16 protein-coding genes are annotated in these 12,550 nt (G+C 66.0%); 14 read left to right on the plus strand and 2 right to left on the minus strand.

Annotation, left to right across the window (positions count from 1 at the left end):
- Positions 1–32: 32 nt before the first annotated feature.
- On the plus strand, positions 33–233 hold the full coding sequence (locus ACSQ23_RS02730; RefSeq protein ID WP_055998793.1) for a hypothetical protein: 201 nt from the start codon (positions 33–35) through the stop codon (positions 231–233).
- Between the two features lie 16 nt (positions 234–249).
- Here ACSQ23_RS02730 and ACSQ23_RS02735 read toward each other — a convergent pair whose 3' ends face one another.
- Positions 250–1,506, minus strand: a complete 1,257-nt coding sequence (locus tag ACSQ23_RS02735; RefSeq protein ID WP_055876655.1) for a glycerate kinase type-2 family protein — start codon at positions 1,504–1,506, stop codon at positions 250–252.
- Between the two features lie 304 nt (positions 1,507–1,810).
- Here ACSQ23_RS02735 and ACSQ23_RS02740 point away from each other — a divergent pair, with 304 nt between their 5' ends.
- From ACSQ23_RS02740 to ACSQ23_RS02770, 7 genes are all read left to right on the plus strand, one after another.
- Positions 1,811–2,302, plus strand: a complete 492-nt coding sequence (locus ACSQ23_RS02740) for a hypothetical protein (RefSeq protein ID WP_156384623.1) — start codon at positions 1,811–1,813, stop codon at positions 2,300–2,302.
- Between the two features lie 100 nt (positions 2,303–2,402).
- A complete protein-coding gene (locus ACSQ23_RS02745; protein ID WP_436089621.1) occupies positions 2,403–3,125 on the plus strand; it encodes a DUF1045 domain-containing protein in 723 nt (240 codons plus the stop codon).
- A complete protein-coding gene (locus ACSQ23_RS02750) occupies positions 3,103–4,239 on the plus strand; it encodes an alpha-D-ribose 1-methylphosphonate 5-triphosphate diphosphatase (RefSeq protein ID WP_055998787.1) in 1,137 nt (378 codons plus the stop codon). Before ACSQ23_RS02745 ends, ACSQ23_RS02750 begins: the two co-directional genes overlap by 23 nt.
- Positions 4,239–4,793, plus strand: a complete 555-nt coding sequence (phnN, locus tag ACSQ23_RS02755; protein WP_436089622.1) for a phosphonate metabolism protein/1,5-bisphosphokinase (PRPP-forming) PhnN — start codon at positions 4,239–4,241, stop codon at positions 4,791–4,793. Before ACSQ23_RS02750 ends, phnN begins: the two co-directional genes overlap by 1 nt.
- Before the next feature lie 54 nt (positions 4,794–4,847).
- A complete protein-coding gene (locus tag ACSQ23_RS02760) occupies positions 4,848–5,000 on the plus strand; it encodes a hypothetical protein (RefSeq protein WP_197421105.1) in 153 nt (50 codons plus the stop codon).
- Positions 4,984–5,199 carry a hypothetical protein gene (locus ACSQ23_RS02765; RefSeq protein ID WP_156384622.1) on the plus strand — a complete coding sequence of 72 codons (216 nt, stop codon included), beginning with the start codon at positions 4,984–4,986 and terminating at the stop codon, positions 5,197–5,199. Before ACSQ23_RS02760 ends, ACSQ23_RS02765 begins: the two co-directional genes overlap by 17 nt.
- Positions 5,200–5,393: 194 nt before the next feature.
- Positions 5,394–6,080 carry a hypothetical protein gene (locus tag ACSQ23_RS02770; protein ID WP_436089623.1) on the plus strand — a complete coding sequence of 229 codons (687 nt, stop codon included), beginning with the start codon at positions 5,394–5,396 and terminating at the stop codon, positions 6,078–6,080.
- 77 nt (positions 6,081–6,157) lie between these two features.
- Here ACSQ23_RS02770 and ACSQ23_RS02775 read toward each other — a convergent pair whose 3' ends face one another.
- The gene (locus ACSQ23_RS02775) at positions 6,158–6,469 is read right to left on the minus strand and encodes a septal ring lytic transglycosylase RlpA family protein (RefSeq protein WP_082527963.1); all 312 of its coding nucleotides are present in this window, start codon (positions 6,467–6,469) and stop codon (positions 6,158–6,160) included.
- 498 nt (positions 6,470–6,967) lie between these two features.
- Here ACSQ23_RS02775 and ACSQ23_RS02780 point away from each other — a divergent pair, with 498 nt between their 5' ends.
- The 6 genes from ACSQ23_RS02780 (at position 6,968) to ACSQ23_RS02805 (ending at position 12,546) form a co-directional block, all read left to right on the plus strand.
- Positions 6,968–8,317, plus strand: a complete 1,350-nt coding sequence (locus ACSQ23_RS02780) for an NAD(P)-dependent oxidoreductase (RefSeq protein WP_436089624.1) — start codon at positions 6,968–6,970, stop codon at positions 8,315–8,317.
- 11 nt (positions 8,318–8,328) lie between these two features.
- Positions 8,329–9,648: an NAD-dependent dihydropyrimidine dehydrogenase subunit PreA gene (preA, locus tag ACSQ23_RS02785; RefSeq protein ID WP_055876635.1), complete on the plus strand. Its 1,320-nt coding sequence runs from the start codon at positions 8,329–8,331 to the stop codon at positions 9,646–9,648.
- Positions 9,649–9,870: 222 nt separating this feature from the next.
- Positions 9,871–10,899 carry a diguanylate cyclase domain-containing protein gene (locus ACSQ23_RS02790; protein WP_436089625.1) on the plus strand — a complete coding sequence of 343 codons (1,029 nt, stop codon included), beginning with the start codon at positions 9,871–9,873 and terminating at the stop codon, positions 10,897–10,899.
- A gap of 78 nt (positions 10,900–10,977) precedes the next feature.
- A complete protein-coding gene (locus tag ACSQ23_RS02795) occupies positions 10,978–11,481 on the plus strand; it encodes an RrF2 family transcriptional regulator (RefSeq protein WP_436089626.1) in 504 nt (167 codons plus the stop codon).
- A 30-nt stretch (positions 11,482–11,511) separates the two neighbouring features.
- A complete protein-coding gene (locus ACSQ23_RS02800) occupies positions 11,512–11,976 on the plus strand; it encodes a carboxymuconolactone decarboxylase family protein (protein ID WP_055998772.1) in 465 nt (154 codons plus the stop codon).
- Positions 11,977–12,168: 192 nt separating this feature from the next.
- Entirely contained in the window at positions 12,169–12,546 is a 378-nt protein-coding gene (locus tag ACSQ23_RS02805) for a DoxX family protein (RefSeq protein WP_436089627.1), read from the plus strand.
- Positions 12,547–12,550 lie beyond the last annotated feature (4 nt).

Below are 12,550 nucleotides of genomic sequence, written 5' to 3' on the forward strand. Positions count from 1 at the left end.
GCTATGCTGAGGCGTCAGGTGGGAGAGTTGTGATGTCGCGGGCATTCGTCAGTGAAGGCAACAGCGTGCCGCAGGTGTTCGCCTCGGCGGAAAGCGCCGAGAGCGCTGCCAACCTGCAGCGGGCGATGGACGGCAAGGACTATGACTACGAGGTGCGGCCGCGGCAGCGCGGCGGCTACATGGTGGCGCGGCTGAGCAAGGATGGCACCTTCGACTCGTGGGTCGAGGAATAACGTCCAGCGCAGTATCTCAGCGCACGAGGATGGCGCGAAAATCGTTGACGTTGGTGCCGGTGGGGCCGGTGAGCAGCAGGCCGCCGACGGCGCGGAAGGCGTTGTAGGCGTCGTTGTTGGCGAGAGCCCGACGTGGGTCGATGCCGGCGGCGCGCAGCCTCGCCGCGGTGTGGCCATCGCAGATGGCGCCGGCATTATCCCCTGCCCCGTCGATACCGTCGGTATCGGCGGCGAGCGCGGTAATGCCCTCGATGCCATCGATGGCGAGGGCGAAGGCGAGCAGGAACTCGGCGTTGCGGCCGCCCCGGCCATCGCCGCGGATGGTGACGGTGGTCTCGCCGCCCGACAGCAGCAGCGCGGGCTTGGCGAACGGACGGTTGCGGGTTTTGATCTCACGCGCGAGCGCGGCGTGAACCGACGCGACGTCGCGCGCTTCGCCTTCGATCGCATCGGAGAGGATATGGGCCTCGAGCCCCGCGGACCGCGCCTCGGCGGCCGCGGCCTCCAGCGACAAGGCGGCGGACGCTATGATGCGGACGGTGTTGTGGTGAAAGCGCGGATCGCCGGCGCGTGGCGCGGGGTTGAGATCGGAGGCCAGCAGCTCTTCGGCGGCCGCCGGCAGTTTCAGCCGGTAGAGCGAGGCAAGGTGGCGAGCTTCGGCGCGGCCGGAACTCAGCGGCACGGTCGGGCCGGAGGCGACCAGCGACGGGTCGTCGCCGGGGATATCGGAGACGATGAGCGTAGCGACGCGGGCGGGCGAGGCGAGAGCGGCGAGGCGGCCGCCCTTGATGGCGCTGAGTTCGTTGCGGATGACATTCATCACCGAGATCGGCGCGCCCGAGGCCAGCAGGATTTCGTTGACCGCCTGCTCGTCCTCGAAGCTGAGCCCGGCCGCCGGTTGCGGCAACAGCGCCGAGCCGCCGCCCGAGATCAGCGCCACCACCAGGTCGTCATGGCCGAGGCCGGAGACCTTTTCCATCAGCCGGCGGGCGGCGAGGTAGCCGGCCATGTCGGGCACCGGATGGGCGGCCTCGACGATTTCGATGCGCTCGCAGGGCGTGGCGTAGCCGTAGCGGGTGACCACGAGGCCACTGTGGATCGGCCCGGGCCAGGCCAGCTCGAAGGCCCGCGCCATCTGCGCGGAGGCCTTGCCGGCGCCGATCACCACGGTCCGTCCCCTTGGCGGCTCCGGCAGGTTGGCGGCGATGGCGTGCTGCGGCTGGGCGGCGTCGACGGCGCGATGATAGAGCCGTTCGAGAAGGTCGCGATCCATGAAGCCCCGGGGGTACTGATTTGCCGCGATATTGGCGGCGTCGCCCCGTCGAGGCAAGCACCGGGCGATGCGGCAACGCGTTCATGCCCGGTACAGCTCATTTCTGCCAGAAGGCGCGCAGAAAATGCATCGGCCTCGTCTGTGTCCGATGCGCAACGTTAACAGCTGGTCTTGCTGAACAAGGGCGAAATGGCCACCTCACGCGAAGTTCAAGCGTCGGGACCTAGTTGCCGCCGCAGGAAACCAGCGACATAGTCAGGCACCGATCGTGGACGCGATCGATGGGCCTGCGCAGGAAACAACAATGAACAGAATTCGTCCTCTCGCGGGCGCGTTGCTCGCGGCACTGATGTTGTCGCCCCTCACGGCGGCTGTTCTGCCAGTGGTGGCAGATGAGGTTGACCTGCTGCTGCCCGGCGGCCCAATCGACGGAACCGGTCCGGCGGCCGGCACCGGACCGGCGGACGAGCTTGTCCCGCCGGTTACGGCCGATAGCGGGGACGGCGACTCCTCGTCCGACTATGTCCCTGAGCCGATGCTGCAGACCCGGCATTTCGGGCTGACAGTCCAGCTGAGCTGCGCCGTTTCGGGCAAGCCGAACGCTATCGTCGTGGTCAATCACAGCGCCGAAGAGCTGCCGCCGGGAACCCGGATCAAGTGGCAGCTGAAGAGCGAGGGCAAACGCGGCTTCTTTGCGCTGCTGAACCCGCTGGCCGGCGGTGAGACGCTGGTGGCGGACAATGTCCTCGACAGCGCGGCAAGCGAGGCCGCCGACTGCGTGGCGCGCGTCATCTGAGCTTCGTCTGAACCCGGCAGTGGACAGCTTGTCGGACTGACAAAAAACTGACATCGAACGGGGCTAGTCAGCCCCGTCCCTTGCCGAGCCTGAAGTCCCGATGCCCGAACGTTTTGCCATCTACTACGCCCCCGGTGCGGCCGAGCCGCTCTGGGCGAAATCCGCCGAGTGGCTGGGACGTGATCCGCTGAGCGGGGCAACGATCGACGGTCCGCTCGCCGGCACGGCGCGGGACGCGCTGTTCGACCGGAGCGTGTCGGCCCGGCGCTACGGCTTCCACGCCACGCTCAAGGCACCGATGACACTGGCCGCCGGCAAGTCGCGCGCCGAGCTCGAGGACGGGCTGGCCGATTTCGCCGCCGAGGCGGAGCCGGTGGCGATCGGCCGGCTGAAACTTCACCTGATCGACGGTTTCCTGGCGCTGATCCCGGCAGACCAGCCGCGCGAACTCACCGACTTTGCGGCCGAGGTGGTCGAGGCGTTCGAACCGTTCCGCGCGCTGCCATCGGCGGCCGAGCGTGAGCGGCGGCTGAAGGGCGGACACCTGAGCGAGCGGCAGATCGAACTGATGGACCGCTTCGGCTACCCGTACGTGTTCGAGCAGTTCCGCTTCCACATGACCCTGACCGACCGGCTGCCCGAGCATGAGCGCGAGGCCTATTCGCGCGCTGCCGCGGCGCATTTCGGAGCACTCGCTGAAGCCGAAACTATGCTGGACAGGCTTGTGCTGTTCCACGAGCCTGAGCCGGGGGCGCCGTTCGTGCGCCTCGGCGATTTTATTCTTACTGGGGAGGCCGCCGATGAGCGAATTCGCGCTCGCTAACGCTCGTATCGTTCTCAATGACGAGGTGGTGACCGGCTCGGTGCTGGTGCGCGACGGAGTCATCGCGGCGATCGACACCGGCTCGGTGCGGGCCGGTGAGGACATGGAGGGCGACTATGTCATCCCGGGCCTCGTCGAACTCCACACCGATCATTTCGAAAACCACTACCGGCCACGGCCGGGCGTGACCTGGAACGCCATTGCGGCGCTGCAGAGCCATGACGCGCAGGTTGCCGGCGCCGGCATCACCACGGTGTTCGACGCCGTGCGGATCGGTTCGGACCCGGAAGTGGGCGACATCACCGCCGATGTGCGCGCCATGGTCGACGCGGTGGCCGAGGCCGATGCGGGCGACCGGCTCAGGGCCGACCACCACATTCATTTGAGGTGCGAACTGGCGACGCCCGACGTGGCGCAGCACTTCGAGGACAATTGCAGCAACCCGATCGTTGGGCTCGCTTCGCTGATGGACCACACGCCGGGGGCGCGGCAGTACACCACGCTCGAGCACTACATCGCCTACTACCAGAAGAAGCTCCGCCTCTCGGACGCCGAGATGGCGCAGTACATCGCCGACCGGCAGGCCGAACGCGAGCTCTATGCCGACAAGAACCGCGCCGCGATCCTGAAACGCGGCCGCGAGATCGGACTGGCCTTCGCCAGCCACGACGACGCGACGGTCGAGCATGTCGACGAGGCAGTGCGTGACGGTATGGCGATTGCCGAGTTCCCCACCACCATGGAGGCGGCGCGCGCCTGCCACGAGGCCGGCATGGCGGTGCTGATGGGCGCCCCCAACGTGGTGCGCGGCAAATCGCATAACGGCAATATCTCGGCGGCCGAGCTGGCGCGGGCCGGTGTACTGGATGTGCTGAGCTCGGACTATGTGCCGTTCTCGCTGATCTACGCGGCGTTCCTGCTGCCGGAAGTCGCCGACAGCATCACGCTGCCGGAATCGGTGGGCATGGTGACCTCGCGGCCGGCAGCGGCGGCGCACCTCAGCGATCGCGGCGAGATTGCCGTCGGCAAGCGCGCCGACCTGGTGCGGGTGCGGCGGACCGATCCGGTGCCGGTGGTGCGCGCGGTGTGGCGGCAGGGCAAGCGGGTCAGCTGATGAGCCACGGCGCCCTCGTCCTCGTCGTCGGACCGTCGGGCGCCGGCAAGGATACGCTGATCGGCGCGGCCAAGGCGGCCCTCGCCGACGACCTGCGCTTCAGCTTCCCGCGCCGGGTGGTCACCCGCACCGCGATGGTCGAGCTCGAGGATCACGACAGCGTCGACGTCAACGAGTTCGGCCGACAGAAGCTGCGCGGCGCCTATGCGCTGGATTGGGAAGCGCATGGGCTCTGCTACGGCGTACCGGCGGCAATCGACGCGGCAATGGTGGCCGGACGGATCGTGGTGGTGAACACCTCGCGCAAGGTGATCGAGCGGGCGATCGAAAAATACCCCAGCTGCCACGTGCTGCTGGTGACGGCCCGGCCGGAGGTGCGGGCCAAGCGCCTTGCCGGGCGCGGCCGCGAAAGCGCCGAGGACATCGAGGCCCGGCTGCAGCGCGAAGGCGCGCCGGTGCCGGAGGGGATCGTGCCTCAGATCATCGACAACTCGGCCGGGCTGGACGCTGGGATCGCCTCATTCGTCGGGGCGCTGCGCGCGATCGCCGATTGAACCTGCGGCCGGGTTGATGCGTTGCCCCCTCTGAACAGCGTCAGAGGAACCGGCATGAGCAGAAGTTCGCTTTACACCGTTATCGCCGTGCTCGCGGCGCTCGCCGTCGGCTTCGGCATCTACATCGCCTATCAGGAATCGCAGAAGCCGGCGCTGGAGATCCGCGTCGACGAAGGAGGGATCAAGATCGATGGCAATGGTGGTTGACGAAGCCCGGCGCACCCAACTGATCGAGGAGGCGCTCAAGCACGCGCTGCAGCGGCAGCCAGTGGAGAAGGTTGCCGATCTCGATCTCACCAAGCTGGCCGTGGATATCGAGGCGATCATCGGGGCGGAGCCGCATCCGCTCGACCCCGAGGGGGACGGGCTGACGACCGGCGAACTCAACGCAGCAAACGATCTCTAGTGTCGTTTCAGCGTTTGCATGAAGCGGCCGAACAGCAGACCAGAACTGCTGTCTGCAAATAGTTGCCAAATAATCTTCGGCGCGCTGCCTGCTAACTTTCCTGCATCGACGAGGCAAAGACCTCGGTTGCGGGGAGTTACGGTAGCGCGCGTTATTACGTTGCCGCGCGACCATGGCTCCGGGGAGGACGGAGAATGGCAGCGCGATTTGCCGGCTCGTTGCACCGAGCGAACGAACCTGGCTTTCTCTACAACTGCGGCAATGTGCTGGGATTTGTCGCCGGCCTCATCGCCGCGGTGTGGTTGCATGACGCACAGGTCGGCGGCGACACCTTCGACAAGGTAATCCGTCACCTGGCAGGGAGCCAGGCAGCGCTGGCGCTGAGCCTGGCGACAATGATCTCTTTCTGGGGCGGCATCGTTTATAGCCGAGCCTGGGCCAGAGGCGCCCCACCCAATGCGGCGCTGAACCGGCAGGGTGACCTGTGGTCGACTGCTGGCGCAATCTGTCTGGCGTTCGGGCTGTTCGTTCTGGGCAACCCGCTGCTGGCGCTGAGCGCCGGGGTGCTGCATGCCATGGGCAAACTCGGAAGCGCCTGGGGCGGCAATGTGCGGCTGAACTTCGCCGGCTGGTCGCCCAGCGTCGGCGATCTCGCAAAGGATCTGGTGCTGGTCAGCCGGGTGCCGGCGATCCTTTCGGCGGCGGTCGGCTTTGCCGGCGACTGGCTCTCGGCCAGCGTGATCGTCTGCTGCCTCGTCTGGGCGCGCCCCGATTGGCTGCTGCTCTCGCCCGACGGGGCAATCCGGCGCAGTTGGCAAGCCCTGCGCGATAGCCTGAGGCCAAAGCAAAGGGGCCGCCCATCTCACCTGGGCGACCCCTGATCTTGTGAACCGATCGGCCACTGGCCACGCGCTCAAAGCGGACAGGTCTCAACCCTGTCCTGAGCGCCATTCGGTTTTTACAGCTTGGCGACGCACACTTTGCCGACACCTGCATTCTTGGTGCCGAGCCTGGCAGCGGCTGCCTTGCTGAGGTCGATGATGCGGCCCTTGGCGAAAGGACCGCGGTCGTTGATCGTGACCTTGATCGACTTGCCCGTCCGCTGGTTCGTGACCTTCACGACCGTGCCGAGGGGAAGCGTCTTATGGGCCGCGGTCATGGCATTCTCATTGAACCGCTCGCCCGAGGCCGTCTTCTTGCCGTGGAAACCTGGTCCATACCAGGACGCCCCACCGCACTGATCTGCCATTGCGCCTGTGACTGAGGTCATAAGGCCCGTCACGAGGGCTGCGGCGACCAGAACGATTTTCCTATTCAACCTTGGACTACTCACGCTTGTTTACGATGGCGGGAGAAGGCTTTGGCGGTGTGGCGACAATATGAACCGAAAATGAACACCGCCCTTCCAAGTGCAACCGTTGCCGAAATGCATCAGTAGCATTACCGATGGTCGTAAGGATTTTGTACGAGATTCCAGAAACTTGCCCGGGTTTAGCCATGACTCGGAAGGGATGCCGCGGTCTGAAGTTTTTCTCGACCAAGCGCAGAAGCATCCCCGAAAGCCGGCGCCGATCGACAGAATAAGGCGCGATTTCGGTCGCAACGACCGGCAAACGGCCCACCAGATCCAATCGCTGCGCGGGAATTTCCGCTGGCGTGGAGGCTTCGGGGTGAGCTCAAAATTCCTATTTTTGACCAATTGATAAAATTTCTGAGCTGCGTTAGCGTCCTCAGTCTGGAATGGCTCTAAGGAGAGAGGGAGCTGCCGATGAGCGGGGGAATGCTCAAACAAGGCATCGCATCCGGGCGACTCGAGCCCGGCCAGTACGCACGCAACTTTTCCGACCTGCATCCGGCGCTCGACCGGCACGAGGCCTTCGTCGAGGCCGATCGCTGCTACTTCTGTTTCGATGCGCCGTGCATGAACGCCTGCCCCACCGAGATCGATATCCCGATGTTCATCCGGGAGATCTCGACGGACAACCCGCTGGGGGCGGCCGAGACGATCTTCGAGCAGAACATCCTGGGCGGCATGTGCGCCCGCGTCTGCCCCACAGAGCAGCTGTGCGAAGACGCCTGCGTGCGCATGGAGGCCGAAGGCAAGCCGGTGAAGATCGGCCAACTGCAGCGCTATGCCACCGATATCGCGATGGAGGAGAACGCGCAGTTCTTCACCCGCGCTCCCGCTACCGGCAAGACCATCGCCGTGGTCGGCGCCGGCCCCTCGGGGCTCGCCGCTGCGCACCGGCTGGCGGTGCACGGCCACGACGTGGTGGTCTACGATGCGCGCCCCAAGGCGGGCGGGCTCAATGAGTACGGCATCGCTTCGTACAAGACGCCGGACGGCTTCGCGCAGGCCGAGGTCGACTATGTCACCTCGATCGGCGGCATCGAGATCGAGCTGGGCCAGGCGCTGGGACGCGAGCTGTCGCTCGATGGCCTGCTGGAGCGCCACGACGCGGTGTTTCTCGGGGTCGGGCTGGGCGGTGTCAATGCGCTCAGGGCCGAAGGCGAAACGGACGGCTCGCACGGGCTTGCCGATGCAGTCGATTTCATCGCCGAACTGCGCCAGAGCGACGATCTCTCCAAGCTCCCCGTCGGTCGCCGCGTGGTGGTGATCGGCGGCGGCATGACGGCGATCGATGCCGGCGTGCAATCGAAGCTCCTCGGCGCCGAAGAGGTGACCATCTGCTATCGCCGCGGGCAGGAGCACATGAATGCCTCGAGCTTCGAGCAGGATCTTGCAGCATCGAAGGGCGTCACCATCCGGCATTGGCTGCAACCCAAGCGCGTCTTGAGCGAGAACGGCAAGGTGACGGGGATCGAACTCGAATACACCGAGCTCAAGGACGGGCGCCTGAGCGGCATGGGTCACACGCTGACGCTGCCGGCCGACCAGGTGTTCAAGGCCATCGGCCAGACGCTCGAGGACGAGACGGCCGCTGGGCTGGCGCTGATCGCCGGCCGCATCGAGACCGACGCCGAGGGCCGCACCTCGCGGCCGGGTGTCTGGGCCGGTGGCGACTGCGTCGCAGCCGGCGACGACCTGACGGTGACCGCGGTGGCGCAGGGGCGCGACGCGGCCGAGAGCATCAACCGCTATCTCGCTGGAAACTGAGGAGGGACGCCATGGCCGACATCCGCAACAATTTCGTCGGGATCAAATCGCCCAACCCGTTCTGGCTGGCCTCGGCGCCGCCGACCGACAAGGCGTACAATGTCGAGCGCGCCTTCAAGGCGGGCTGGGGCGGCGTGGTGTGGAAGACGCTGGGCGAGGAAGGCCCGCCAGTGGTCAACGTCAACGGACCGCGCTACGGCGCGATCTGGGGCGCCGACCGGCGGCTGCTCGGCTTCAACAATATCGAGCTGATCACCGACCGCGACCTGCAGAAGAACCTGCAGGAGATCAAACAGGTCAAGAAGAACTGGCCGGATCGCGCCGTGGTCGTCTCGCTCATGGTGCCGCTCGCCGAGGAAAGCTGGAAGTCCATCCTCGCCGTGGTCGAGGAGACCGAGGCCGACGGTGTCGAGCTTAATTTCGGCTGCCCGCACGGCATGAGTGAGCGCGGCATGGGTGCCGCGGTCGGCCAGGTCCCCGAGTACATCGAGATGATCGTGCGCTGGTGCAAAGCGCATACGCGTATGCCTGTGATCACCAAGCTGACGCCGAATGTCACCGATGTGCGCCGTCCGGCGCGCGCGGCGAAGAGTGGCGGCACCGATGCGGTATCGCTGATCAACACCATCAACTCGATCACCGGCGTCGACCTCGACAACTTTGCGCCAATGCCGACGATCGACGGCAAGGGCACGCATGGCGGCTATTGCGGCCCGGCGGCCAAGCCCATCGCGCTGCATATGGTGGCCGATATCGCCCGCGATCCCGAGACCTACGGCCTGCCGATCTCGGGCATTGGCGGGGTCACGACCTGGCGCGACGCGGCAGAGTTCATGGCGCTGGGCGCCGGCAATGTGCAGGTCTGCACCGCCGCCATGGTCTATGGCTTCAAGATCGTCGAAGAGATGATTTCCGGGCTGCAGAACTGGATGGACGAGAAGGGCCACGCAACGCTTGAGGATTTCACCGGCCGCGCCACCCGCAACGTCACCGACTGGCAGTTCCTCAATCTCAACTACATCACCAAGGCGCATATCGACCAGGACAAGTGCATCAGCTGCGGCCGTTGCCACATCGCCTGCGAAGACACCTCGCACCAGGCGATCACCAAGGAGAAGGACGGCAAGCGCCACTTCGAGGTGATGGACGACGAGTGCGTCGGCTGTAACCTCTGCGTCAATGTCTGCCCGGTGGAAGACTGCATCACCATGATCCAGCTGGAGCCGGGCATGCTCGATGAGCGCACCAAGAAGGTGGTGGAGCCGACCTACGCCAACTGGACGACGCACCCGAACAACCCGATGCGGAAGTCGGTTGAGCCGGCGGAATAGGCGCGCACCGAGCGTGGGGCCCACCCCGTCCGAGCTGCGCTAGGCAGGAGAGCTGCCAAGCTGCGCTTGCCCCCCATGGGAGGTGGGGGCCGGCGGTTGGGGCGCACCATTGGCGACGCCCGACACTGTAACCATTGTTCAACCATGCGCCGACGAGAGGCGGTGGCGCTAAGGGATTGGCAAACTCCCGCGCCGTAGCGTCCCCCTGACGTGGAGGGGATAATGGCGCAGCGTAGTGCAGGCACGGTCGGTTCGGCTGCTGGAGCCGACGCTATTGCCATGGCGGCTGACCTCGACTTGCCTAACCCGCGGCGCCTCTTGATCATCAGCATCGTGGCCATCGTGCTGCTCGGCCTAAGCGTGGTGATCGCCGCCGGCTATTCGGTCCTTTCGATCAATGAAACGGCGATCAGCGCTGAAACCGAGCGCGCCCAAGTGGCGCTTGCCGTGGTGCTGCAGGACGGACAGCCCGATGCAGCCGGTGCGACCCGTCTGGCTCGGGACTTTGTGCTGAAGAGCGCGCGCTTCGGCGAGGCGGCCGGCATGCAGCCCGGTGAGGTGGCGATCGCGGTTCCGGGATACGAGACCCAGTTGATGTGGACGCCGCGGCGGATCGGCACCGAACTGGCGCAGCACCTGGCGCCGATACGGCTATTGGCGAGCGCGCTGTTCCTCGGCGGCATCGGCATCGTGCTGAACCGGCTCTATCGGCTGGCGCGGCTGCTCGAGGCGCGGCGCCGCGCGGCGCAGGACCTGGCGGCGCGGGATGCGCTGACCGGCCTCCACAACCGGCTCGGCTTTGACCAGCGGCTCGGGCAGACGACAGATGGCCCGGCGCTGCTCTATCTCGATCTCGACGGCTTCAAGCACGTCAATGACAGCTTTGGACATGGCGCCGGCGACGACCTGCTGCGGATCGTGGCAGACCGGCTGAGAGGGTTGGCGCGCGACGGCGACTGCGTGGCGCGGATCGGTGGCGACGAGTTTGCCTTTCTCCGCTCACCGCCGACATCGCGGGCGGAACTGGCGGAGCTGGCAGCCGATATCGGTGTGGCGCTGAGCGAGCCGGTGCGGCTGGGCGCGACGCAGATCCAGATCGGCGCCAGCATCGGCATTGCCATGGGCAGCGAGCACGGCGATGACCGCGCCCGGCTGGTGGCCGCGGCCGACGCAGCGCTCTACCGCGCCAAGGCCCTGCCCGGCCACGCCTTCGTTTTCGCCGACTCCCCGATCATCTCCGCCGCTGCCTGAGTTTTCACCCACCTCAATCGGCGGACTCGACTTGCGTAATAATCATGGATAGATTGTATCCATGATTGGAGTCGGACGATGAAGCTGGGCGACGGGGTGGAGCAGGCCATCCACTGCATGCTGATGCTGAGCGGGTTGCAGCCGGACGGCGCCATGCCGGCGGCGGCGCTGGCGGAGTATCACGGTGTTTCGACCAGCTACCTGCTCAAGCACCTGCAGGCGCTGGCGGGAGCTGGCCTGCTCACTTCGGTGCCGGGACCGCGCGGCGGTTACCGGCTCGGCCGGCCGGCGGACAAGATCACCCTGCTCGACGTGGTGCTGGCGCTCGAAGGCGCCGGACCGGCGTTTCACTGCAGCGAAATCCGGCAACGGGGGCCAGATCCCCTGCCGCAGAAATTCTTCGCCAAGCCATGCGGCGTGAGCGCCGCAATGCTGAAGGCGGAACGCGCCTATCGCGATGAACTGCGCAGGGTCAGCATCGCGGAGCTGGCGTACAATCCGGACACCGAACTCGGCAACGCCATCGAAGGGCGCAGCTGCGCCTTCCGCGAACGGCATGAGCGGCGCCCGGCCACCAGCTAACCCCTTCCCCAAGCAAAAGGACTGTTTGCCATGCGAGCTCGACTCGACATCACCAAGGTTGCGCCCGACGCCTACCGCGCCGTAGCAGCGCTCGACCGTTTCGTGGTCAAGGAAAGCGGCCTCGAGGCCCGCTATATCCACCTGATCAAGCTCTATGCCTCGCACATCAATGGCTGCGCCTACTGCGTCGACATGCACATCAGGGAAGCGCGGCACACCGGGCTCTCGGACCAGTGGATCAACCTGGTCAATGTGTGGCGCGAGTCACCGGTCTACAGCGACGCCGAGCGCGCCGTGCTGGCCTGGACCGAGGCGCTGACCCTCCTGGCGAACACACGTGCGCCGGACGAGGCGTTCGAGCCGCTGAGGGCGCATTTCACCGAGGAGCAGATCGCCAACATCACCGTGGCGATCAGCACCATCAACGTGTGGAACCGCGTCACCGTGGGGCTCAGGACGCTGCACACCGTCGCGCCGGAGACGGTTGCCGCCTGATCCACGCACAATTGTGGTGGGCCGGTGTCGATTCCGGCCTGCCTCGTGCGTCGTTGTTCTGTAACCAGGGCACCTCACCGCTTCGGCGAAGCGGCGAAGTGCTCCGATTTTTTGATTGGTCGCGCTTTCAGAGCGGAAAAGTCTCGCAACCTTTCCTGAAAGCGCTATGCACACATCCGAGGAGCTTCACGCATGTTCTCGACTTTGTTCGTTCTCGCCCACCTCCTGCTGGGCGGCGCTTTCGTGGTTTTCGGCATCCGCAACATCAAGGGCATTCCGGGCCTTGCGAGTTTCCTCGCCGGCAGGAAGGTGGCGCAGCCGCAGGCGGCCGCGACCTTCGGCGTGGGCCTGCAGATCGTCGGCGGCGCCTTGACGGTGCTGGCGCCATTTGTGCCGGTTGCCGGCGTGCTCGGCGGGCTGGCGTTGATTGTTTTCCTGGTCCTCGCCACCCTGCTGTTCCACCCGTTCTGGGAGTTTTCGGGCGAGGAGCAGAAGCCGCATGTGCAGTCGTTCATCATGAACAGCGGGCTCAGCGGCGCTTTCCTGCTCGTCATCGCCTACGCGCTCTAGCCGC

Origin of the sequence: Devosia sp. LjRoot16 (assembly GCF_964252795.1) — a bacterium.
In the GTDB taxonomy this organism is placed as follows: domain Bacteria; phylum Pseudomonadota; class Alphaproteobacteria; order Rhizobiales; family Devosiaceae; genus Devosia_A.

Excerpts from the sequence above, each read along its gene's own strand:
- ACSQ23_RS02730 (WP_055998793.1), top strand. The coding sequence starts at position 33 with ATGTCGCGGGCATTCGTCAGTGAAGGCAACAGCGTGCCGCAGGTGTTC.
- ACSQ23_RS02735 (WP_055876655.1), bottom strand. The coding sequence starts at position 1,506 with ATGGATCGCGACCTTCTCGAACGGCTCTATCATCGCGCCGTCGACGCC.
- ACSQ23_RS02740 (WP_156384623.1), top strand. The coding sequence starts at position 1,811 with ATGAACAGAATTCGTCCTCTCGCGGGCGCGTTGCTCGCGGCACTGATG.
- ACSQ23_RS02745 (WP_436089621.1), top strand. The coding sequence starts at position 2,403 with ATGCCCGAACGTTTTGCCATCTACTACGCCCCCGGTGCGGCCGAGCCG.
- ACSQ23_RS02750 (WP_055998787.1), top strand. The coding sequence starts at position 3,103 with ATGAGCGAATTCGCGCTCGCTAACGCTCGTATCGTTCTCAATGACGAG.
- phnN (WP_436089622.1), top strand. The coding sequence starts at position 4,239 with ATGAGCCACGGCGCCCTCGTCCTCGTCGTCGGACCGTCGGGCGCCGGC.
- ACSQ23_RS02760 (WP_197421105.1), top strand. The coding sequence starts at position 4,848 with ATGAGCAGAAGTTCGCTTTACACCGTTATCGCCGTGCTCGCGGCGCTC.
- ACSQ23_RS02765 (WP_156384622.1), top strand. The coding sequence starts at position 4,984 with ATGGCAATGGTGGTTGACGAAGCCCGGCGCACCCAACTGATCGAGGAG.
- ACSQ23_RS02770 (WP_436089623.1), top strand. The coding sequence starts at position 5,394 with ATGGCAGCGCGATTTGCCGGCTCGTTGCACCGAGCGAACGAACCTGGC.
- ACSQ23_RS02775 (WP_082527963.1), bottom strand. The coding sequence starts at position 6,469 with ATGACCTCAGTCACAGGCGCAATGGCAGATCAGTGCGGTGGGGCGTCC.
- ACSQ23_RS02780 (WP_436089624.1), top strand. The coding sequence starts at position 6,968 with ATGAGCGGGGGAATGCTCAAACAAGGCATCGCATCCGGGCGACTCGAG.
- preA (WP_055876635.1), top strand. The coding sequence starts at position 8,329 with ATGGCCGACATCCGCAACAATTTCGTCGGGATCAAATCGCCCAACCCG.
- ACSQ23_RS02790 (WP_436089625.1), top strand. The coding sequence starts at position 9,871 with ATGGCGCAGCGTAGTGCAGGCACGGTCGGTTCGGCTGCTGGAGCCGAC.
- ACSQ23_RS02795 (WP_436089626.1), top strand. The coding sequence starts at position 10,978 with ATGAAGCTGGGCGACGGGGTGGAGCAGGCCATCCACTGCATGCTGATG.
- ACSQ23_RS02800 (WP_055998772.1), top strand. The coding sequence starts at position 11,512 with ATGCGAGCTCGACTCGACATCACCAAGGTTGCGCCCGACGCCTACCGC.
- ACSQ23_RS02805 (WP_436089627.1), top strand. The coding sequence starts at position 12,169 with ATGTTCTCGACTTTGTTCGTTCTCGCCCACCTCCTGCTGGGCGGCGCT.